12 protein-coding genes and 1 CRISPR repeat array are annotated in these 22,582 nt (G+C 56.8%); of the genes, 10 read left to right on the forward strand and 2 right to left on the reverse strand.

Annotated elements, in window-relative coordinates; all coding sequences use genetic code 11:
- From cas7c to ACGY09_RS24760, 6 genes are all read left to right on the forward strand, one after another.
- Positions 1-891 (forward strand): type I-C CRISPR-associated protein Cas7/Csd2, encoded by an 891-nt coding sequence (cas7c, locus tag ACGY09_RS24735; protein WP_397569850.1) that lies wholly within the window; start codon positions 1-3, stop codon positions 889-891.
- Between the two features lie 214 nt (positions 892-1,105).
- On the forward strand, positions 1,106-1,819 hold the full coding sequence (gene cas4 / locus ACGY09_RS24740; RefSeq protein ID WP_397569851.1) for a CRISPR-associated protein Cas4: 714 nt from the start codon (positions 1,106-1,108) through the stop codon (positions 1,817-1,819).
- Between the two features lie 110 nt (positions 1,820-1,929).
- Positions 1,930-2,958 carry a type I-C CRISPR-associated endonuclease Cas1c gene (gene cas1c / locus ACGY09_RS24745; RefSeq protein ID WP_397569852.1) on the forward strand — a complete coding sequence of 343 codons (1,029 nt, stop codon included), beginning with the start codon at positions 1,930-1,932 and terminating at the stop codon, positions 2,956-2,958.
- A 100-nt stretch (positions 2,959-3,058) separates the two neighbouring features.
- The gene (cas2, locus tag ACGY09_RS24750) at positions 3,059-3,349 is read left to right on the forward strand and encodes a CRISPR-associated endonuclease Cas2 (protein WP_397569853.1); all 291 of its coding nucleotides are present in this window, start codon (positions 3,059-3,061) and stop codon (positions 3,347-3,349) included.
- A 277-nt stretch (positions 3,350-3,626) separates the two neighbouring features.
- Positions 3,627-6,810: direct repeats of the CRISPR family, unit length 31 nt; unit sequence ATCGCTCCCTCACGGGAGCGCGGATTGAAAC.
- A 641-nt stretch (positions 6,811-7,451) separates the two neighbouring features.
- Complete coding sequence (locus ACGY09_RS24755) at positions 7,452-9,035, forward strand: ABC-F family ATP-binding cassette domain-containing protein (protein WP_397569854.1); 1,584 nt, start codon at positions 7,452-7,454, stop codon at positions 9,033-9,035.
- A gap of 931 nt (positions 9,036-9,966) precedes the next feature.
- Positions 9,967-10,200, forward strand: a complete 234-nt coding sequence (locus tag ACGY09_RS24760; protein WP_397569855.1) for a hypothetical protein — start codon at positions 9,967-9,969, stop codon at positions 10,198-10,200.
- A 276-nt stretch (positions 10,201-10,476) separates the two neighbouring features.
- On the opposite strand, the gene ACGY09_RS24765 is transcribed toward ACGY09_RS24760, so the two are convergent.
- Positions 10,477-11,121: a response regulator transcription factor gene (locus tag ACGY09_RS24765; protein ID WP_397569856.1), complete on the reverse strand. Its 645-nt coding sequence runs from the start codon at positions 11,119-11,121 to the stop codon at positions 10,477-10,479.
- Positions 11,118-13,010 (reverse strand): ATP-binding protein, encoded by a 1,893-nt coding sequence (locus ACGY09_RS24770; protein WP_397569857.1) that lies wholly within the window; start codon positions 13,008-13,010, stop codon positions 11,118-11,120. Before ACGY09_RS24770 ends, ACGY09_RS24765 begins: the two co-directional genes overlap by 4 nt.
- A 921-nt stretch (positions 13,011-13,931) precedes the next feature.
- On the opposite strand from ACGY09_RS24770, the gene ACGY09_RS24775 reads away from it, so the two are divergent.
- From ACGY09_RS24775 to ACGY09_RS24790, 4 genes are all read left to right on the forward strand, one after another.
- Positions 13,932-15,308, forward strand: coding sequence for an MFS transporter (locus ACGY09_RS24775; RefSeq protein ID WP_397569858.1), 1,377 nt, complete (start codon positions 13,932-13,934; stop codon positions 15,306-15,308).
- A gap of 63 nt (positions 15,309-15,371) precedes the next feature.
- Positions 15,372-18,395 (forward strand): nitrite reductase large subunit NirB, encoded by a 3,024-nt coding sequence (nirB, locus tag ACGY09_RS24780; protein ID WP_397569859.1) that lies wholly within the window; start codon positions 15,372-15,374, stop codon positions 18,393-18,395.
- Entirely contained in the window at positions 18,392-20,158 is a 1,767-nt protein-coding gene (locus ACGY09_RS24785; RefSeq protein ID WP_397569860.1) for a DmsC/YnfH family molybdoenzyme membrane anchor subunit, read from the forward strand. Before nirB ends, ACGY09_RS24785 begins: the two co-directional genes overlap by 4 nt.
- Positions 20,155-22,371: a molybdopterin oxidoreductase family protein gene (locus ACGY09_RS24790; RefSeq protein WP_397569861.1), complete on the forward strand. Its 2,217-nt coding sequence runs from the start codon at positions 20,155-20,157 to the stop codon at positions 22,369-22,371. Before ACGY09_RS24785 ends, ACGY09_RS24790 begins: the two co-directional genes overlap by 4 nt.
- Positions 22,372-22,582 lie beyond the last annotated feature (211 nt).

Consider the following 22,582-nt stretch of genomic DNA (forward strand, 5'->3'; position numbering starts at 1 on the left):
ATGAAATCGCGCTACGACTTTGTTTATCTCTTCGATGTCAAAGACGGTAATCCCAATGGCGATCCTGATGCAGGAAATCTGCCTCGCGTGGATGCCGAAACCGGCCAGGGGCTGGTCACCGATGTCTGCCTCAAACGAAAGGTCCGCAATTTTGTCGGGCTGGTCAAACAGGAACAGCCCCCCTACGAGATCTATGTCAAAGAAAAGGCGATTCTGAATAACCAGCAGGCCCGAGCCTACAAGGCACTGGAGATTGATCCCAAAAAACGGACCGCGAAAGGGAAGGAAAAGGCCGAAGAAGATCGCAATCTGACGGCGTGGATGTGCCAGAACTTTTTCGATATCCGCAGTTTTGGTGCTGTAATGACGACCGAAGTTAATTGCGGACAGGTTCGCGGACCCGTCCAATTCGCCATGGGACGAAGCGTGGAACCGGTCGTCGCGATGGAACATGCCGTGACCCGATGCGCGGTGACGACAGAACGGGAAGCTGAGAAGCAGGATGGGGGAAACCGTACGATGGGGCGGAAATTCACCATCCCTTACGGACTTTATCGCGTTCATGGATTCATCAATCCGCATCTGGCCATTCAGACCGGATTCGATCAGAACGGCGAGGACCTGGACCTGTTCTGGACCGCCTTGCTGCAGATGTTTGAAACGGACCGATCGGCGTCGCGCGGGGAGATGTCACCGCAGGGGCTGATCGTCTTCGAGCACGAAAGTCCCCTCGGAAATGCACCGGCTAATAAGCTCTTTGAGCGGGTGCGTGTCGGCCGAAAGCCGAGTGCGGAAGGGGATGCCGTTCCGGCCCGGTCATTCGCTGACTACGTCGTCAGCGTTGATGAGTCCAGTCTTCCTGAGGGGATCACGGTGCATCGAAAGCTCTAACTGCCTGTTGAAAACGTGGGACAGGCACCTTGAGCGATGCAGATTGCTCATCGGTTTCGAGCGGACTTCGGAGCCAGTCCCCATTTTCAACAGCCTGCTCAATGGCCGTGCGCGAATATGCACGGGGTCTGACGCCTTGTTTGCTTCGAGAAAAGGGGACTGACCCCCTCAGACATGAGCCCAATTGCGTACGGTCATTGAGACGGAGATTGCGATGGCCTATTCTGAAGATGATCTGCTACCGATTTCGGCCTTGCAGCACCTGCTGTTCTGCGAACGGCAGTGTGCGCTGATCCACCTTGAACGGCTCTGGGCCGACAATCTGCTCACTGCTCAGGGGAATCATCTTCATCAGAAAGCTCATTCGGGAAATCCGGACTCCCGCCGCGGGGTCCGGACTACCCGAGGACTGGACTTACACAGCTTGACGCTGGGCCTGGCAGGTCAGGCAGATGTGATCGAATGGGAACCCCCTGCGGGATTGCGCAAAAAAGGCCAGACGTTGGCGCAGGCTTTAAAGTCGGCCGCCCCTGCAGATCGGATCCACTGGCGGGTGACACCTGTCGAATACAAACGAGGTCAGCCCAAGACGAATGATTGCGATCGAGTGCAGGTTTGTGCCCAGGCCATCTGCCTGGAAGAAATGTTGGGAGTTACCATCCCGACGGCCATGCTCTTTTATGGTCAACAGCGACGACGGGTCGACGTCCCCTGCGATGACGTCCTGAGAGAACGGACACGCGCGGCCGCCCAGCGACTGCATGAGATGATCCGGAGTCGGAAGACTCCCCCTGCGGTCTACGAGAAGAAGTGCGACAGTTGTTCGTTAAAATCGTTGTGTCTGCCGACGGCGACATCCCGCAACCATTCCGCCATGGATTACCTGCAACGGATGCTGCAGTACAGCGAAGGGACACTTTCAGAGTAAACCCCCTGTGAATCCCAAGTGTTGCCCTGGTTCGGTGTTCTTGCGGCCCATCGTTCGGACTGAACTTGATTTGCACTGCTGCCATTCCTGGTTCTGCAATGAGAGGCTCGATGAAGACTCACCTCAACACACTTTTCGTGACGACCGACGGAGCGTATTTGTGCAAGGACGGACAGGCTGTCGCGGTCCGTATCAAGAAAGAGACGCGCCTCAGGGTTCCGCTTCACAACCTGGATGGAATCGTCTGTTTCGGGCGAGTCGGTGTCAGCCCGCAATTGATGGGTGAGTGCGCCAGTCAGGGAGTTTCGATTTCTTTCCTATCGTCGACGGGACGTTTTCATGCCGCGGTAGTCGGCTTTTCTCCTGGCAACGTGATTTTGAGACGCCAGCAGTATCGGCTGGCGGATGACGCTGTCAAATCCGCCCTCGCGGCGCGCTGCATCATCCTGGGAAAGCTGGCCAATTGTCGTACGCTGCTGCTGCGAGCTGCGCGCGAGACCGATGAACCTGTTCGTGCTGACCGGCTGAGAAAGATCGCGGACAGACTGAGTGCGAACCAGATTGATGTGCGGACGGCGACCAATGTCGAGCGCCTGCGGGGTCTAGAAGGAGAAGCTGCGGCGAGTTATTTTGAAGCCTTTAACGATCTGATGATCGATGTCGAGGGATTTACCTACACGCGAAGGTCTCGTCGCCCTCCCCTGGATCCCTTGAATGCGCTGCTGTCGTTCGTCTATGCGCTCCTGTCGCACGATGCCCGTTCTGCGTGTGAAGGAGCAGGTTTGGATGCGGCGGTGGGCTACCTGCACGAGGACCGGCCAGGCCGCCCGGGAATGGCGCTGGATCTCATGGAAGAGTTTCGTCCGTGTCTGGCTGACCGCTTGGTTTTTTCCCTGATTAATCGCCGTCAGGTGCATGCGAGAGATTTTGAAAAAGTGGAAACCGGGGCGGTACGGATGAGCGATTCAACGCGAAAAACCGTACTGGTTGCTTATCAGGAGCGGAAGCAGGAGGTAGTCACCCATCCCTTTCTGGGGGAAAAAATGACCTTTGGACAACTGCTGCACATCCAGGCTCGTTTGATGTCCCGCTGGATCCGCGGCGATCTTGACGCCTATCCTCCGTACGTCTGGAAGTAGGTTCCCTGCTCGGAAGTGCGGGGGGAGGGGCGCATCTGGGGCGTCAGTTGCGGCGTGAGTTGTGCAAGGTCGGCCTGTATTCGTGTGGGAGTCGGCTTCAATGTATGTTTTGGTCACTTACGATGTTTCGACGAGTTCGCCCGAGGGGAAGAAACGCTTGCGCCAGGTCGCCAGCACCTGTCTGGACTTTGGTCAGCGTGTTCAGAATTCGGTGTTCGAGATGAAAGTCGATCCTGCTCAATGGACAAATTGCAAATCGCGGCTGGAATCGATTATTAAACCTGACGAGGATAGCCTGCGCTACTATTATCTTGGGACGAATTGGCATCGACGCGTCGAGCACGTGGGATCGAAACCGGCGTATGATGTGGATGGTCCGTTGATCGTCTGACAGCCTGTTGAAAAACGGAGACTGGCTCCGGGTTCGCCTCGAATTCACCAAAGATCTCGCATGCCTCCAGGCGCCTGTCCCGCTCTTCAGCAGGCAGCGAACGCGAACCCGAAGCGCGCACAGCTTTCCTGACAGGTTCGCGATCCTCGCAAATTTTCTAACGGGAACAACTTAGAGAAAATGCCTTTCGTTCCAACGCAAAGCGTCCAGCAAAAACGGCAGGGTTCGCGGAATCAGCTCCGTAGACTCATGGCCCATCGTCACTTAAACTCGCGGTATCGCTCCCTCACGGGAGCGCGGATTGAAACCTGGCTCAGTGTCGCTGGCTTCGATGCGGCGGGCATCGCTCCCTCACGGGAGCGCGGATTGAAACTCTTTCGCTCGCTGTTTCTTTGTCATCCCGACGCCGAATCGCTCCCTCACGGGAGCGCGGATTGAAACACAGGCACGCTGCATGCACTGACCCCAGAACACACATCGCTCCCTCACGGGAGCGCGGATTGAAACTGGCAAAGTCCGAACCGGACATCCCCATCGAGCACATCGCTCCCTCACGGGAGCGCGGATTGAAACAACGGAAGCACAAACGGGGCTGGAAACGGCAATTAATCGCTCCCTCACGGGAGCGCGGATTGAAACGTGGCAGTCTTCACGCTGAATTCAAACCGCCCGGAATCGCTCCCTCACGGGAGCGCGGATTGAAACTCAACTGGTGTGGCGTCATGAACCAGGCCAGCTTATCGCTCCCTCACGGGAGCGCGGATTGAAACCACGAGCATTAGTCGCGGACGAAACTGCTTTAGATCGCTCCCTCACGGGAGCGCGGATTGAAACAGCACGCCATCTGTGACAGTCCGCACTGCATTGGATCGCTCCCTCACGGGAGCGCGGATTGAAACCGTCTTCAACGAGAATAAGGCAAACGAAAAGGTATCGCTCCCTCACGGGAGCGCGGATTGAAACTGCGGGCATTACGACCCCGGCACGGACACACCAGATCGCTCCCTCACGGGAGCGCGGATTGAAACATTTGCTCCACGTCGGAGAATCGGTGCGAGCGTATCGCTCCCTCACGGGAGCGCGGATTGAAACTTGCTGATCCCGGCTCCGAAGAAACGAGTGAAGCATATCGCTCCCTCACGGGAGCGCGGATTGAAACCCTGAAACAGTGATTCCAGCATCGCCAAATCTGTATCGCTCCCTCACGGGAGCGCGGATTGAAACGCCTGGAGGATGAAGTAATCACCTATGAGCCATCAGATCGCTCCCTCACGGGAGCGCGGATTGAAACCCTGCGAGCAACGCAGCTGCAACGCCTACCGGCAGATCGCTCCCTCACGGGAGCGCGGATTGAAACATGCAGGACTGGCAAAACAGGCGAGCGTCGGAAATCGCTCCCTCACGGGAGCGCGGATTGAAACGAGACGCTCGCACCGGGGAATGTGTCGAGCATTACCATCGCTCCCTCACGGGAGCGCGGATTGAAACTCCAAGCGTCACTACCGGCGTCGTACGTGAGTACCATCGCTCCCTCACGGGAGCGCGGATTGAAACAGAAAGTACTCGCACCGGTTTCGATCGACCTTGATCGCTCCCTCACGGGAGCGCGGATTGAAACTTCATCAGCAGGCTCTGCAATCCCGGCACGGCAATCGCTCCCTCACGGGAGCGCGGATTGAAACAGCCCCAAGGAACGCGGAGAGACGCGACGCAAAGATCGCTCCCTCACGGGAGCGCGGATTGAAACGTCGTAAGCGTCCAGCGTCATAAGTGGGTCGACAATCGCTCCCTCACGGGAGCGCGGATTGAAACCTTGTTGGGGTTGGCCGCCGCTCTGCTGCCGCGAGATCGCTCCCTCACGGGAGCGCGGATTGAAACCACCCGCGAGGCATTGGATGCCAGCCCGAGAAATCGCTCCCTCACGGGAGCGCGGATTGAAACGCTATGCACCGCAGTTAATGCAGCGAATTGAGATGATCGCTCCCTCACGGGAGCGCGGATTGAAACACATCGATTGGGACGCTACCATCTGGTGCGATCGGATCGCTCCCTCACGGGAGCGCGGATTGAAACGCGTAGGACGCTCCTGTGCTGAAGCCCTCGACCATCGCTCCCTCACCGGAGCGCGGATTGAAACTTGTTGGAAATGCCGGAACTCACCCGCAAGACGATCGCTCCCTCACGGGAGCGCGGATTGAAACGCTCAGGCAGTTTCGGCCTGCCGTTCGGGTTGTTTATCGCTCCCTCACGGGAGCGCGGATTGAAACTCTTCATCAACCGGCATGAATTGCCGATCACCGCCATCGCTCCCTCACGGGAGCGCGGATTGAAACTCGAACATCACCACGGCTCCGATTTTCCCTTGGCCGATCGCTCCCTCACGGGAGCGCGGATTGAAACAGGTAGATGACAGATCCGCCGCAGTTGTTGCGCATCGCTCCCTCACGGGAGCGCGGATTGAAACATTGAATGGGGTGTCCTGGTTGGAACATCATTCGGATCGCTCCCTCACGGGAGCGCGGATTGAAACTTGTGGACCTTGCGGATGTTCTCGAGGATCAACGATCGCTCCCTCACGGGAGCGCGGATTGAAACATTCCGGCCGCCTGAAGTCGCGAGTCTGTGCGTCCATCGCTCCCTCACGGGAGCGCGGATTGAAACAAAAATCAACCACCGATCAAAACCCCGCGCGCATCAGATCGCTCCCTCACGGGAGCGCGGATTGAAACCAGTTGCACCCGACCGTCCACGATCTCAATGTGCAATCGCTCCCTCACGCGAGCGCGGATTGAAACCGAGGGGTTTTCGGCGGTTGGACCGGAGTTGAAGTGATCGCTCCCTCACGGGAGCGCGGATTGAAACAATTCAGGATTCGAATTGTTCCGCGACAAGGCGCAAATCGCTCCCTCACGGGAGCGCGGATTGAAACGAAATGACCTGCCCATAGAAAGGCATCCCATGCAGATCGCTCCCTCACGGGAGCGCGGATTGAAACCCGGACCTGGTGCTACTCAATCGCCAGACGGGCAGATCGCTCCCTCACGGGAGCGCGGATTGAAACGCCCTGTCCCTCTTGTGCTTGATTTCTGACGCCAATCGCTCCCTCACGGGAGCGCGGATTGAAACTCATAGTGAGATGGCCGGGACCAATTGCCGATCACATCGCTCCCTCACGGGAGCGCGGATTGAAACGACGAGGCAACGCGCAGCCGCTTGTCAGCAGTCTCGGATCGCTCCCTCACGGGAGCGCGGATTGAAACCTCTCGATCCCAAGCGCCGACGTGTCTATCGCTCCCATCGCTCCCTCACGGGAGCGCGGATTGAAACAAGATATTGCTTCAGTAGGAGCATCAGCGCTTCCGATCGCTCCCTCACGGGAGCGCGGATTAAAACTATCACTTCAGCATTGCGGCAAAAGCGAAACCGAAACATCGCTCCCTCACGTAGCGCGGATGGAGACTGATTTAAGCTGCAACGGGTCTTCACTGCAAGGTTCTCACTCGCACAGTGTTATCCGTTGGACGAGCCCCTGTGCCCGTCCTTTTTTTATGCGCATTGCGGAAACACGCTGGCGTTGTTGTTTCCCTGACAGACTAAAAAATTGGCCAAAGCCCACGGCTCCCGCGGGCCGATATCTTGGGTCAGTGGGATCGTGAGCCTTCGATTGCTCATGTGATTTTTGAACAGGTGATGCAACCGATGTTGATTTGACCCAAAGACCCAAAGTGGTGCGAGTCGTGAACTCTTGACGCCGCAATACGTTGCTGGCAGTCATCGGATCGCCCCTGGTTCTTGTTCTTTCGCCAACGCGGGCGTTGATGGTGTCTTGATCGCGATCACCGGTTTCGATGGCGATTTGCTGTCTTGTCCCTCGGACGCACTCGGGCCCGACCCTGTTGAATGTCACCCTCGGCTGAACTCTGGGTAGGGATGGACATTCCTGGATCTCGACCCTTCGAACCTGACTGACCTGGCCTGTGTCAGTCTCATACTGATCCTCAAATTCTCTTTGTTCCGGAGATGACAATGACACGATGGATGACTTCGTACGAACCCAATCCGTTTCCCGTAAACCGGCTCGTAACCTCGAAGGAATCCGTCTATGGCATTCACTGTGTCTCTTTCTCATCTCTCCTGGTCGGTTCCTGACGGGCCGCAGCTATTCGATGACCTCTGCTTGAATTTCGGTAACCGAAAGGCCGGAATTGTCGGCCGGAATGGTGTCGGAAAAACCACACTGTTGAGGCTGATTGCGGGGGAAATTGCCCCTGCTGCCGGGACGGTTTTCGTGTCGGGTCCGCTCGGGGTCCTTCGCCAATCCGTCCAGGTCCCGTCCGAAATGACGGTGGCAGATCTGTTCGGCGTCACGGCTGCACTTGAACTGCTCCGGCGTGCCGAGCAGGGGAAGATCAGCGAAACCGAACTTGCCGAAGCGGACTGGACGCTGGAAACCAGGATCGCCGCGGCGCTGGGACGAGTCGGCCTGAGTTTTGAGCCCGGTGTGCAACTGGCAGAGATTTCCGGGGGGGAGTTGACGCGTGTACGACTGGCCGCGCTGCTGTTCGACGAGCCTGCGTTTCTGCTATTGGACGAGCCAACGAACAATCTGGATCGGCCAGGTCGACGAGCGGTGACCGAGGTGCTTGCCGGTTGGACGCGTGGCGCGATCGTCGTGAGTCATGATCGTGAGTTACTGGACACGATGGACGAGATCGTCGAGCTGACGAAGCTGGGGGCGAAACGCTATGGAGGGAACTGGAGCACTTACCGGGAATTGAAAGCTGTCGAACTCGCGGCGGCCCAGCGCGAGCTCGACGACGCCGAACAGAAGATCGATCAGATCGAACGGAACGCGCAATTGACGGCTCAAAGACATGCTCGAGTCAGTAGCCGGGGGAAAAAGAAAAAAGCGGACGGAGGGACTCCGCATATCATTCTGGGAATGATGAAAGACCGGAGTGAAAACACTGCAGGGGAAAATGCCCGACTGGCGGCGCGCAGGCGAGAAGAGGCTCAGGCTGCGGCGTCCGCAGCGCGCGAGGCCATCGAAGTTCTGCAACCGCTGACGGTCTCTCTGGCGTCGACTCACCTTTCCGGGCAAAAGTCCGTCATCCAGGTGCAGGACGTCACCTTTGGATATCACCCCGACCGGCCTGTGCTGAGCCATTTCTCGCTTCACATGCGGGGGCCGGAACGAGTCGCCATTACCGGATGCAACGGCTCGGGAAAGTCGACGTTGCTCGGGCTGATCACCGGTCAGTTGAAGCCATGGCATGGGGTCGTGGAATCGTTTGTTCCTTTTGTGGTGATGGATCAGACAGTCAGTTGCCTCAATGCGTCCAAGTCGATTCGAGAGAACTATCTCGAACTGAACCCCGCCAGCAATGAGCAGGCATGCCGTGCCGCGTTGGCTCGCTTCATGTTCAGGGCGGATGCCGCTTTACAGGCGGTCTCGACCCTGAGCGGTGGGCAGCTTCTGCGAGCGGGATTGGCTTGCGTGCTTGGCGGGGAGACTCCACCGCCGCTGCTCATTCTGGATGAGCCGACGAATCATCTGGATATCGATTCGATTGAAGCCATCGAAACGGGGCTGAGGGCCTATGACGGAGCTTTGCTGGTAATCAGCCATGATGAGACGTTCCTCGAGCGGATCCGGATCGACCGTCGGGTGACGCTCGGTACCTGAAGGGAGCAGACTGGACCTCTGCCGTTGCGTCGCGCCGTCCCTCTGCAGCGGGGGGGACAGCACCTCGGCGCGGATGCTGCGAGACTGTCCGCATAAAGCAATCCTGCGACAAGACATCTTGACGTTATTTGTGGTGGTCTCTATGCTACAAAGCTCTTTGTCGATATTTTTCGTGTTGTGTCGACGCGGGGGCGGGTTGCGCTGGCGCAGATTCTGTTGGTGGAGTTTGACCCGGCACGGAGAGCCGACGGCACTGGGGGCCGACGGGGCATGGAGCTTTTTTCAGGGAGGTGCGTGATGCACAGGAGACGTGTTCCTGGCCGGGGGTTGATTAGATGCTCAAGGTGCTCAAGATGCTCAAGCTTGAGCATCTAATTGAAACGCCTGAAAAACAGGTGTTTTGCGATTAGGTGCTCAAGGTGCTCAAACGATGTGCAGCGCGCAGTTCGTTTTATGAAACTATCCCGCGCTGGCTCAATTGTCGACGGCGGGGGGGGAACGGAGGGGCTGGAACAACTCGGAATGGGATCCCCCCTCTGCCCCGTCACGCCGAAGCCATTCCCCGGGAGATCTCTCCGTGAGCTCTCGTCGTTATCAATGCTCGTCACGACTTCTCAATGCCGGTTGACCTTCAATGGGCCTGGTGGTGATTAAATGACGAGCGCTAGGCAGAGGAAAGTGGCGGCGCGTGGACGGGGGGAGCTGAATAGGGGCTCTGCGATGTGAGTGCGTTTACAGTTCTGAAAGCTTCGCGGGCTGACTTTCGCGAAATTCAGCGGTGAATCGCGATTCACTTTCATTACTGCAAGACGGTTCGGATTCACCTGTCAGCAGTGGCCCGGAATGACGTATTTACCGCCAGTAAGATCGAAAGCAACTTCGCTCTTTCGATCGTAACGAATGGTTCACGTAAGAAAGTCGAGAGTGATGTATGGATACAATTCGTGGAATCTTCGGAGTCGGTGTTGCGCAACTGATGATGCTGACGGTGATGGTCCCTGCCTATGCGGAAATCGAGGATGGTGAGAGTGAACATCGTCGCGCAAGTGGACGACGGCATGCCCAGGTCGTCAGCCATGATCGGGCCGATTATCCCGTCATCAGCAACTGGCTGACATCGCCCGATACTCCCGAACAGTCGACAGACCAGGGCCAACCGGAATAGTTCGCAATCCACCCTCCTTCGGCCACTCGGGTCAGGAATGTGGCTCACCTGATCTCGACGCGGGGTCATTCCCGTTAGACCTCTCCGTTCAAGGGAACCTTTTATATTTGAGATGGGCGACACAGGCCAGGACGTCTCCACCGGAGGCTCGTGGGGGACGTCACGGCCGCGACTCGATGCGACGGCGGGAGGTGCGAACGACCTGGAATCAATCCGGGGAATGGGTTGAACGGGACCGCATCTGTCTCGTGCGGTTCCGTGTCGTCTCTCAACAGGTCACAGGCGGGGTCGCTCGTGCAGTTGGGGCAGAAGTTCATATTGAGTGACCTGGCGGACAAGTTCGGCGAAGGTGCTGACACCGAGCTTCTTCATGATGGAGGCTCTTCGCCCTTCAATCGCCCGCTCGGTAATCTCAAGTCGCGCTGCAATTGTCTTATTGGGGGCACCCGAGATGAGCAGATCCAGAGTCGAGCGTTCCTTGTCTGTGAGGTTTGCCATGCGGCCAGCGAAGTCGCTCCATATCTCACGCGAGGTGCGCCGAGTGCGATCTTCAATCAAGGTGCGCTGGATGGCTTCCAGCATCACCTGGCCACTGAAGGGCTTTTCGATAAATTCTGCGGCGCCGAGCTTCATGGCCCGAATGGCCATGGGGACATCGGCGAAGCCCGTCATCAGGATGACGGGGAGAGGGCTGTTGAGTCGGACGAGGTGTTCGAGCAGATCAAGACCACTCATCTCGGGCATGCGCACATCGCACACGACACAACCTGCTTGCGAAGGGGGCAGGTTCGTCAGGAAGCTGGTTGCCGAAGCATAGCAGACGGTCGCAATTCCAACGGACTGAATCAGAAATTCCAGCGATCCACGCATGTCCGCGTCGTCATCGATGATGAAAGCGACAGGGGAACCGTCTCCAATCATGTTCGGTCCCTCTGTGTTGAGGCGACGGAAGTACAGACGTTCTGGATGTCGGAAGGGAGGGGTTGGTTACCGAGAAGGGATGTTTCCAGGAGATCCGCGTCCACAGCCTCGCTCACATCCAGCGGTGTTGGTGGCTGTGCCTTGCGCCCGGTTTGGTCGGACCCGGGTGACTCGGCCAGAATCGGCAGAGTGAATCGGAATTCGGCACCGCCAGCGTCGTTGGGTTCATGCCAGATTTTTCCGCCATGAGCTTCGATGATTCCACGGGCGATGGTCAGGCCAAGGCCAGTCCCGTTCACTTCCGTGGTGACGAAGGGTTCGAAGAGGGACTTTAACGTGTCAGGCATCAGACCCGGTCCTGAATCCTTGACGGAGACTTCGATCTCATCGATCGGTCGAGCACGCGTTGTCAGCGTGATCTTCCTTTGCGAAGGCTCCCTGTGATCGAGTGCGTTGAAAGCGTTTTCAATGAGGATGACCAAGACTTGCTGGATCTGGATTCCATCGGCGGCCATGTCGGGCAGAGTGTCGTCGAGGTCGAGTTCCAGGACAACGGAGCGTCGCCGGGCTTCGGGCCGGCAAAGTTCGTCGATCTCACGAACAAGTTCGTTAAGGGATTCGGGGGCGAGTCGAAAGGGGCGACGGCGGGAAAAGTTGCGTGTGCGTCGAACGATTTCGCCTCCGCGCAGAGAGGCCTGCAGTATGGCACGCAAGGGACTGACGAGTTCCCGGGGATCAGGCGAAGCACCGGTCAGCCGGGTGAGGCAGCCTTCCGCGTAGTTGGAGATGGCTCCCAGTGGCTGGTTGATTTCATGGGCCAGAGCTGCTGCCATGGTTCCCATCGACTTCAACCGGTTCGCGTGTACCAGTTGCGTTTGAAGGTCCTGGCTGCGACGTTCGATCTGTTTGCGAATGGTGGTATCCGTGATGACCAGTAGTAGACGGGGCGGGTCTCCCTGAATGCGGCTCATTCGTTGAGGCGAGATTGAGGTCTCGACCTCCCCTCCCTCAAAGCGAACAAACTTGATGTCGGCTGACTGTGGGGATTCATCAATGGCAAGCAGGCGCTGATAAGTCGGCTGGTCGATTGCTGCCACGAACTCTGAGAGAGAACGTCCGATGAAGACTTCACTCTCCTGGCCGAGCATCTCTCCGAGCCGTCGATTGGCGAATTCGATCCTGCCGTTTGCATCCAGGACGACCAGGCCATCCGTCATGGATTCCACCAGCAGTTCGTAGTTCGCTTCGGATTTTTCCCAAGCCTTTCCCACACTGTTCAGTTCGGGGCGCATCACACCAAACTGAACCAGCAGGAGCGTTCCCAGAATTCCGACCATGATGACAAAACCGAGCCCCTGCAATTGCCGCACGTGCGTTCGTGCCTGGTCTTCGTACACGCCGACCAGACTGTGCATTTCCTTCAGGAACTCGGGTTCATTGAGCAGCAATCCTTCGAGGGCACTTTGCTGGGCATGGGAATCATGACTTGCCAGAAGCTTTATCCCGGCATCGTTCATCGCCTGAAAGAGCGGCTCAAGGCGCCGATATCCCGAGTCAAGCTCTGGATTGGTCGAGAGGCCCCTTTCGACGGTCGTTCTCCGGAGTTGCAGATGGGCAGATCGCCAGGTTTCGAGGGTTTCGGCAAACTCCCCGCGTCGCAGTTCCCGCGTCGTATTCTCGGTGGTGGCGACGAAGGCCAGTGCCTCCTTCACCAGTTTCTGGGACAGCATCCGTTGCCGTCCCGCGAGATTGATCACCGGGGCATCGGACGTCAATTGGACGAGAGACGGTTGAATCAGGAATTGATGCAGAATGACGAGCCCCGCTGAGAGACTCAGCGAAAACCAGATCCGTTTGTCGAGTCGTCGAGCGGGGTTTTCTCGCACCATTTTCCAAAGGTACCAAGCCAGTGTGTGCGGGAAAGTTTACCAGTGATCGGGCGGCCAAAAGTCCTGTTGAAGTCTGTTGTGAGCATCGTGCCCGAGACAGGGAGGATAGCAGTTCCAGCAGTGGCAGGACGCAAACTTCGTTCCGCTGACAGGTGACCCCTTATTGCGGCAGGAAAGGTGTCAGGTTGCCAAGTGCATTCAAGGAAGAGAGGTTCAAGGAAGAGAGGCCGGGGGGAGAGATTCCTTGAGAATCGGGCTCTTTTCGCGGCGGCCCCTTGAGAACATGCTATGCCACCAAAAGCGGCAATTGTGTGCATGAACTGTGCGCAGGCGGCTTCTCGGCAGAGGCGATCGAAGGACAGGAATGTTGCGGGAGAACGAGCGGTGGAGTCTGTCTCTTCTACGTGTCTCGCTGTCTGTACGACGTTGTAAGTGATTCCGATGATAAGTTTTACGCACCGGATCTTGGTCGGGAAAGCATATTGAGGAAGTGCCATCAGGCATACTTGGCCTGACGCAACTCGCTTCCTCAAGGTGATGGTGACTTTCCACATGGAACCGTTCGGCTGTCCGAAATTTCGAGCCCGTGCAAATCACGCCGAACAACTGCAGGCACATCCTTTGCCAACGAGGGTCAATCCACTGAGTGGCATGAAAAACAGAAGTGCTTTCGTTTCCGCATCGTACTCAACCCCGTGTTGAGAACATGGGACTGGCACCTCGAGTTGTCCGAGTTCCTCGTTGATTTCGGCGCGACTTCTTCGGAGCCAGAAATGGGTTCTCCGCTGGGAAGTCACCCATTTGATAGCGCGACACCGCCGCAATGAATTTGTTCTCGCAGTGATTCCCTTTCGAGACTTCGCACGAGCCAGCGACTGCGTGAGTTCCATTTCGTCGGTGATCTGTGACAGGAAAAACTGAATGGATGTTTCTGCCAAGGCCACACGCATTCAATTATTGGACATTCATTCGCCGCCGATGCGTGCGTTTCATATGTCTTGGATCGCTTTCTTCTTCTGCTTCTTCGCGTGGTTTGGCATTGCTCCCTTAATGCCGATCATTCGCGACGAATTCCAATTGACGAGGGATCAGGTTGGCTGGTGTATCATCGGATCGGTGGGAATTACCTTCTTCGCCCGCTTGTTTATCGGCTGGCTGTGTGACCGGATCGGGCCTCGACTCGCTTACTCGGGGCTTTTGATCGTGGGGTCGGTCCCGGTCATGTTGATCGGACTTGCCAATGACTATGTGACGTTTCTGCTGTTCCGGATTGCGATCGGAGTGATTGGGGCCTCGTTCGTCGTCACCCAATATCACACTTCGATCATGTTTGCTCCCAACTGTGTTGGGACGGCCAACGCGACCACCGCGGGCTGGGGAAACCTGGGTGGAGGAGTCACGCAGATGGTGATTCCGCTCATGTTCGCCGCTTTCCTCAGCCTTCCTGGATTCAGCTCTGCCAGTGCCTGGCGGGTCAGCCTGCTCATCACGGGAATCGTCTGTGCGCTCACGGGGGTCGCCTATTATTTCCTGACGCAAGACACCCCGGCGGGCAACTTTTCGGACTTGCGACGCCAGGGACACCTGACGTCCGCAAAAGCAGCATCGGGATCCTTATGGAAGACCTGTTGTGACTATCGAGTCTGGATTCTATTTCTGGCCTATGGCTGCTGCTTTGGAATGGAATTAACGCTCGACAATATCGCTGCGTTGTACTTCGTCGACTATTTCGGCGAACTGGGCAGCGGCGACAAGGTTCAAGCCGTGGCGACGGCAGGGATGATTGCAGGCCTGTTTGGCGGAATGAATCTCTTCGCACGGGCGCTGGGAGGAATTATCGGCGACCGGTTTGGTGACCGATGGGGGGTGAATGGACGAGTCAAATGGCTGTTCATCGCCTTATTTTGTGAAGGACTGGCTCTGCTTCTCTTTTCGCAAGCTCGCACATTGATGGCAGGAATTCCGCTGCTGATGCTGCTGGGATTGTTCGTCAAAATGTCCAACGGCGCGACCTATTCTGTTGCCCCTTTCCTGAATCGCAAAGCCCTGGGCAGCGTGACGGGGATTGTTGGAGCAGGAGGCAACGCGGGGGCCGTGGCTGCGGGGTTCCTCTTCAAAAGTAACGCACTCACCTGGCCGACAGCCCTGTTCATTCTTGGCATCTGCGTCACGTGTGCGTCGTTCACTGTGCTGACGGTCCGCTTCGCTGGCGAACCGGAGACGGTGAGTCCCCCATTGAGCGACCGCTTGCCGGACCAGACAGACCTGGAACTCTCACGTGCCCCCGCCGTGGTTTGAGGGGTGCCTGTCTCATTGCGTCGATTTCCGCTTCAACTTTCTGTTGCTCAGGATGAGTAGGTCATGATCACTGCCCAATCCCGTCAAACTTGCGCTTCGGACCAACAGACGATCGTTGTCATTGGCAACGGAATGGTCGGACTTCGTTTCTGCGAGAAGCTGGTTCAATACGACACAGCTCGGCAATATCGGATCGTGACCTTCTGCGAAGAACCTCGAGCGGCGTATGACCGGGTCGGGCTGACATCGTTCTTCGCCCATCGCGATGCAGAAAAGCTAATGCTTGCAAAGCTCGACTGGTACTCGGCGAACGGCGTCGAACTGCATGTGGGCGATCGTGCCGACCGGATCGATCGCCAGCAACGGACAGTCACATCTCAAAAAGGAGTGGTGATTGAATATGACCGGCTGGTCTTAGCAACGGGTTCCTATCCATTCGTTCCAAAAGTTCCCGGCATCGAAAAACGAGGCGTCTTTGTTTACCGCACGATTGAAGACCTGGAACGGATGATTTCCCACGCCTCCACGTCGCGACGATGTGCGGTGATCGGTGGTGGTCTACTGGGGCTGGAGGCGGCCAAGGCAGTTTACGATCTGGGGCTGGAAGCGCACGTGATCCAGAACACCGGCCGCCTGATGCACCGCCAGATCGATGATGCAGGATCCCGGGTCCTGGTCAATCAGATCGCTGCGCTGGGAGTCCACATACATCTGAACTGCACGACGAAGGCCGTTCACGGTCAAACCCAGGTGGAAGGGATCGAGTTCGACAACGGCACTCGACTGGCTGTCGACATGATTGTTGTATCTGCGGGAATCCGCCCTCGAGACGAACTCGCCGTTCAGGCTCATCTGGAACTCGGCCCGCAGGGGGGAGTCAAAATTGATGACCACCTGAGAACCTCTGATCCCCACATTTATGCCATTGGCGAATGTGCGTATCACAACGGGATGATCTACGGATTGGTGGCACCGGGGTATGAGATGGCGGATGCGCTGGCCTCCACTCTGACAGGGGGGGACAAGCGATTCGAAAAAGCGGATGTCTCAACCAAACTCAAGCTGATGGGTGTCGAAGTTGCGAGCTTCGGTGACTATGAGGCCACTATAGAGACCGCGACACCTTTGCAATTTGAAGACCCGTTTGGTGGCAAGTACAAAAAGTTGCTGTTCTCGCGCGACGGCAAATATCTGCTGGGGGGGATTCTCGTGGGGGATGCGTCTCAGTACGGGATGCTCTCGATGCTGGCGAAAACACGTACTGTTCTCCCCTGCCCTCCTCATGAATTGATCGTGGGGAGTTCGACCTCGGCTTCGGCGGTGGGTGGAATCGACGGCATGCCCGATTCGGCCCCGATCTGCTCTTGTAACAACGTCTCCAAAGGGGCGATTTGTGCGGCGATTACGGAACACAATCTTGAGTCCCCTGCGGCCGTGAAGGCGTGCACAAAGGCGGGGGCCAGTTGCGGCGGCTGTTTTGCACAAGTGACGGACCTGTTCAAGGCTCACATGAAGCGGCTCGGAAAGAACGTGTCGAACCATTTGTGCGAACACTTTGCGTATTCACGAACCGAGTTATTTGCGCTGATCAAACTCAAGCAGTTAAAAACGTTTCCAGAGATTCTCAAGCAATACGGAACGGGCACAGGTTGCGAACTTTGCAAGCCAACGATTGCTTCCATTCTGGCATCGCTCTGGAATGACAATATCCTCGACCCACGGCACGAAGCCTTACAGGATACCAATGATCGATTTCTGGCCAACATGCAGCGAGGCGGGTTGTATTCGGTTGTGCCACGTGTCCCCGGAGGTGAGATCACTCCTGAAAAGCTGATTGTGCTGGGTGAGGTTGCTCAGGAGTACAATCTCTATACGAAGATTACGGGTGGACAACGGATTGACCTGTTCGGCGCACAGGTTCAGGACTTGCCCGACATCTGGGAAAAGCTGGTCGATGCCGGATTCGAAAGCGGACACGCCTACGGCAAATCGCTGAGAACCGTCAAAAGCTGCGTCGGGACGACGTGGTGTCGGTACGGTTTGCAGGATTCCGTCGGTTTCGCGATTGAGGTTGAGAACCGCTACAAGGGGATTCGTTCACCTCACAAGATCAAAATGGCCGTTTCCGGGTGTACCCGGGAATGTGCCGAGGCACAGTCGAAGGACGTTGGTCTGATCGCGGTGGAAGGGGGCTATAACCTCTACGTCTGTGGGAACGGTGGAACAAAACCACGCCATGCCGAACTTCTGGCAGCGGGGATCGATGAACAGACCGCGATTCGGTATATCGATCGATTTCTGATGTACTACATCGCGACGGCCGACAAGCTTACGCGAACATCGGTCTGGTGCGACAAGCTTGAAGGGGGGATCGATCACATCCGCGCGGTTGTGATCGACGACTCGCTGGGACTGGCCTCAGAACTGGAGTCCATGCTTCAGCATCTGGTTGATACGTATCAGTGCGAGTGGAAGTCGGTCGTGGATGACCCCGAAAAGCGCAAGCGATTCCGGCAATTCGTCAATACCGAAGAGACGGAGCCCTGCATCGAGTTCGTGACGGAACGGGGCCAGACCCGTCCGGCCGACTGGCCGAACGAAATTGTCTCTCTGGAACAGTTCCAGTCAGATGTCGACCGGCAATTCGGTCGGGTGACTGACGCGGAGACTCGCTGGGTCAAAGTGGGGGCGGTCGATGACTTTCCCATGGATGGAGGTGCGACAGTCAAATACGGCAAAACGCAGATCGCGGTTTTCAACTACTCCAGCCGAGGGGAATGGTACGCCACTCAAAACATGTGCCCGCACAAGAAAGCGTTCGTCCTGTCGCGCGGATTGATTGGTGATGCGAACGGGACCCCGAGAGTGGCTTGTCCACTTCACAAGAAAACCTTCTCGCTGAAAACCGGCGAATCCCTGTCGGATGCGGAGTACAAAATCAAAACGTTTCCGATCAAAGTCGAAGGGGGAAATGTCTACCTGGATCTTCCTCGCGTCGAAATCCTTGATGACGTGTATGCCACCGAGATTGGTTGCAGCCTGGCAACGAGCTGTGCAGAACACCGTGAATCGGTGACTGCATCATGACGACACTCCAAACCCGTCCCCTGACACTGCAGGATTTTCATCATGATCTTTCTCCGGTTCCGCCCGAGCGTCCTGATGGCATTTCGTTGATCGCCCATCTCCTTCAGCAGCAGCAGGAATTAAGCGCTGTTGAGATCTTTTCTCGCGAACACCAGACTGACAACAGACCCGCCCAGGCCAGGTACTATGAGAAGCTTCTCCCGGCGACACCTCCCGCAGCAGGGCAGCAGTATGCGTTTGAGGTGGACCTCGACCGCTGTTCGGGTTGCAAAGCCTGCGTCACGGCCTGCCACTCGTTAAATGGACTGGATCAGAATGAAACGTGGCGTGATGTGGGACTGCTTGTCGGCGGGACCGAATTCAATCCTGTCATGCAGCATGTGACAGCGGCGTGCCATCATTGTGTCGAGCCCGCATGCATGAGTGCCTGCCCTGTGGATGCTTACGAAAAAAATGCCGAGACGGGCATTGTCAAGCACCTGGACGATCAATGCTTCGGCTGCCAGTACTGCACACTTGCCTGCCCCTACAACGTTCCCAAATATCATCAAGAGAAAGGGATCGTGCGCAAGTGCGACATGTGCTCGAATCGGTTGTCGAAGGGGGAGGCCCCAGCCTGCGTGCAGGCATGTCCTCACGAAGCGATCGCCATTCGGGTTGTGAGCATTCAGCGAGTGATCGAAGATTCCGAGGCGAACAACTTTCTGCCCGCGGCTCCCGATCCCAGTCTGACACTGCCGACGACGACCTATAAGACCTCACGTCAGTTTCCGCGGAATATGCTGCCTGCTGACTATTATTCAATCAGCCCTGCCCACCCCCATTGGCCGTTGATCCTGATGCTGGTTTTGACCCAATTGTCGGTCGGGGCGTTCACGATTGGGTTTATTCTCGATACGACGGTCGGGGCGGATCTGGCGGCGTTCTTTCGTCCACTGCATGCGACGAGTGCATTGATTCTTGGCCTGCTCGCCCTCGCCGCAAGCACCTGCCATCTGGGGCGTCCTCTTTACGCCTTTCGCGGAATTCTGGGCTGGCGACACTCATGGCTGAGTCGCGAAATTGTGTTGTTCGGACTGTTCGCGTGCCTGGCAGTTCTCTATGCGGTGGCATGCTGGATTGACAGTCAGCCCTCGTCGACTGCATTGCCGATGGCGCGTTTTGTCCGCCCCTACCTGCCGATTCTCGGGGGACTGGTCTCATCGGTCGGGCTCAGCGGGGTCTTTTGTTCGGTCATGATTTATGTTTTCACCCAACGAGACCTGTGGAATCTCGAACAGACACTCATTCGGTTTACACTGACGACTGCGCTGCTGGGGACGACGACGACGTTGCTTTCGTGCCTGCTGATGCAATGGTTCGTCGATGTCAACATCGCAACAGGGATGCTGCTTGGAATCGGTCGTTCACTGGTTCCCCTGGTCATCGCGTTCAATCTGGCAAAGCTGCTGTTTGACCTCGCGTTGTTGAGACATCGATTAAGTTCGCGGATGACGTCGCTGAAGCGTTCGGCCCTGCTTGTCTGCGGACCACTGCTCCCCGTGGCATGGGCGCGACTCTGCCTGGGGTTGCTGGGAGGACTTGCTCTGCCAGTGGTGTTGTTGCATCTGCTGAAGAAGGATGGATCAGTCCTTGCGGAACCGCTGATTGCCAGCACGATATGTCTCATCTGGTTCGGCTGTCTCGGTGCGGAATTGTTCGAACGCTACCTGTTCTTTGCCGCGGTCTCGAGCCCCCGCATGCCGGGTGGAGTACGCTCATGAGTAAGCTGATTGACAGTCTTCGACAAGTTCCTCCGTTGTCGCTCATTCATCAGCGCGAAGGGGCATTAACCCGAGAACTGGTGCAGGAACCTGGCGGATTCGGTCTCGGGCAACTTCCTTCGCGTCATCTGCCCGAAGCTGTCACGAAGATGGTCTGCGGCTATTGCTCAACCGGTTGCAGTCTGGACATCCATCTTCGCAATGGCGTGGCAGCAAACTTATCTCCATCGACGGACTACCCGGTGAACCTGGGGATGGCCTGCCCCAAAGGTTGGGAAGCCCTCACGGTCCTTGACGCACCAGATCGAGCGACGACACCCCTCATGCGGAATGCCAGCGGTAAACTGGTCGCTGTGGATTGGAACACGGCGCTGACCGAGTTTGTATCCCGCATGAAGGGGATTCAGGAGCAACATGGACCTCATTCCATTGCCTTTCTCAGCACAGGACAAATCGCCACGGAAGAGATGGCTTTTCTGGGGGCGCTGGCGAAATTCGGAATGGGAATGCTTCACGGTGATGGAAACACGCGCCAATGTATGGCGACAGCCGTGGTCGCGTATAAGCAGGCTTTCGGATTCGATGCCCCCCCCTACACCTACGCGGACTTCGAAGAGTCTGACGTACTCGTCTTTACGGGAGCCAATCCGTGTCTGGCCCATCCCATCATGTGGGAACGCGTGATGCGAAATCGCCGATCGCCTGAGATCGTCGTGATCGATCCCCGCATGACCGAAACCGCGATGTACGCCACACAGCATCTGGCAATCGCACCAAAATCGGATCAGATTCTCTTCTATGGGATTGCGCGAATTCTGATTGAAAACGGCTGGGTCGATCAAGGATTCATTGAGCAATCGACGGAAGGGTATGACCAGTTTGCAAGGTTTGTTGAACCGTTTGAGGTTTCGCGTGTCGCAGCCGAAACGAGATTACGACCCGATCAGATCGTGCGATTTGCAGAGACGATTCACGACCGGAACCGAACTTCGTTCTGGTGGACGATGGGGGTGAATCAAAGTCATCAGGGGGTTCGGACGGCTCAAGCGATCATCAACCTGGCGCTGATGACGGGAAACATTGGGCGACCGGGGACCGGGGCCAACTCCATCACCGGACAGTGCAATGCAATGGGATCGCGACTGTTCAGCAACACAACCAGCCTGATGGGAGGATACGACTTCAAGTGTCCCGACGATCGAGCCAAAGTCGCATCGGTCCTGGGCATTGATCCGAATCGAATTCCAGCGGAAAACAGTTGGGCCTATCCTGAAATTATGGAAGGTATTCTGCGGGGGAAAATCAAAGGCTTGTGGGTCGTCTGTACGAATCCGGCCCATTCGTGGATCAACCAGAACCAGGCGCGCGATATTCTCGAGCGACTTGATTTTCTCGTCGTACAGGACATGTACCATTCTACCGAGACGGCGGTCCGGGCTGATTTGTTGCTGCCTGCCGCTGGCTGGGGTGAAAAAGAAGGGACCTTCATCAACTCTGAGCGAAGACTGGGCGTGATAAAGAAGGTGCACAATGCGCCCGGTCACGCCCTTGCCGATTTTCAGATCTTTCAACTGATTGCGCACTACTGGGGCTGCGGAGAGATGTTTCGGCGCTGGTCCAGTCCCGCGGCCGTTTTTGAAATCATGAAGGAGCTTTCGCGGGGACAACCGTGCGATATCTCCCAGATTTCAGACTACGCTTTCCTGGAAGAACGAGGAGGTATCCAGTGGCCTTACGCAGGGAAGGTGCCGGATGCTCGCCAGGAACGTCGGCTGTTTGAAGATGGTAAATTCTACCATCCCAACGGACGGGCGCGATTCGTCTTTGAAGATCCTCGGCCACTGACAGAACCCCCTTCCGAGAAGTATCCCTTTAATCTTCTGACCGGACGAGGTTCCGCCTCGCAGTGGCACACGCAGACTCGTACGTCGAAATCCGCTGTCTTGCGGAAGCTTTACCCTGAGCAGCCCTTCGTGGAATTGAATCCAGCGGACGCCCGCAAGCTGGGGATCGCCCCGAACACATGGGTGACAGTCGAATCCCAGCGAGGCGAGATACGAGCGATGGCGTTCCTCACACCCGCCGTTCCCAGCGGAGTCGTGTTTATCCCCATGCATTATGAAGGGACGAATCGGCTCACCGACCCGGTTTTTGATCCCTATTCGAAGCAGCCTTCTTATAAGAGTTGCGCTGTTCGCGTCGTGCCCGGCTGAAACCACTCAATCAGGACCACACTGGAGATGCCTGAACGGGGACTTGCGGTTGCGAAATGGTTCTGGCTGAGCTGTGACCACCTAGGTTCCTGTCATGTGGTCCCCCTTGAAGACCGACTTCGGCCACCATTCAAGAGAGATCACCGATCAGTCTTTGTTTGATTGTCGCTCAATGGATTTCGGGCAGAGACAGTGTAATCATCTTTTGATG

This window comes from Schlesneria sphaerica (genome assembly GCF_044336245.1).
Taxonomy (GTDB): domain Bacteria; phylum Planctomycetota; class Planctomycetia; order Planctomycetales; family Planctomycetaceae; genus Schlesneria; species Schlesneria sphaerica.

What these genes read in the sequence shown, in the direction of transcription:
- cas7c (WP_397569850.1), top strand. Translation starts at nt 1, where the DNA reads ATGAAATCGCGCTACGACTTTGTTTATCTCTTCGATGTCAAAGACGGT.
- cas4 (WP_397569851.1), top strand. Translation starts at nt 1,106, where the DNA reads ATGGCCTATTCTGAAGATGATCTGCTACCGATTTCGGCCTTGCAGCAC.
- cas1c (WP_397569852.1), top strand. Translation starts at nt 1,930, where the DNA reads ATGAAGACTCACCTCAACACACTTTTCGTGACGACCGACGGAGCGTAT.
- cas2 (WP_397569853.1), top strand. Translation starts at nt 3,059, where the DNA reads ATGTATGTTTTGGTCACTTACGATGTTTCGACGAGTTCGCCCGAGGGG.
- ACGY09_RS24755 (WP_397569854.1), top strand. Translation starts at nt 7,452, where the DNA reads ATGGCATTCACTGTGTCTCTTTCTCATCTCTCCTGGTCGGTTCCTGAC.
- ACGY09_RS24760 (WP_397569855.1), top strand. Translation starts at nt 9,967, where the DNA reads ATGGATACAATTCGTGGAATCTTCGGAGTCGGTGTTGCGCAACTGATG.
- ACGY09_RS24765 (WP_397569856.1), bottom strand. Translation starts at nt 11,121, where the DNA reads ATGATTGGAGACGGTTCCCCTGTCGCTTTCATCATCGATGACGACGCG.
- ACGY09_RS24770 (WP_397569857.1), bottom strand. Translation starts at nt 13,010, where the DNA reads ATGGTGCGAGAAAACCCCGCTCGACGACTCGACAAACGGATCTGGTTT.
- ACGY09_RS24775 (WP_397569858.1), top strand. Translation starts at nt 13,932, where the DNA reads ATGGATGTTTCTGCCAAGGCCACACGCATTCAATTATTGGACATTCAT.
- nirB (WP_397569859.1), top strand. Translation starts at nt 15,372, where the DNA reads ATGATCACTGCCCAATCCCGTCAAACTTGCGCTTCGGACCAACAGACG.
- ACGY09_RS24785 (WP_397569860.1), top strand. Translation starts at nt 18,392, where the DNA reads ATGACGACACTCCAAACCCGTCCCCTGACACTGCAGGATTTTCATCAT.
- ACGY09_RS24790 (WP_397569861.1), top strand. Translation starts at nt 20,155, where the DNA reads ATGAGTAAGCTGATTGACAGTCTTCGACAAGTTCCTCCGTTGTCGCTC.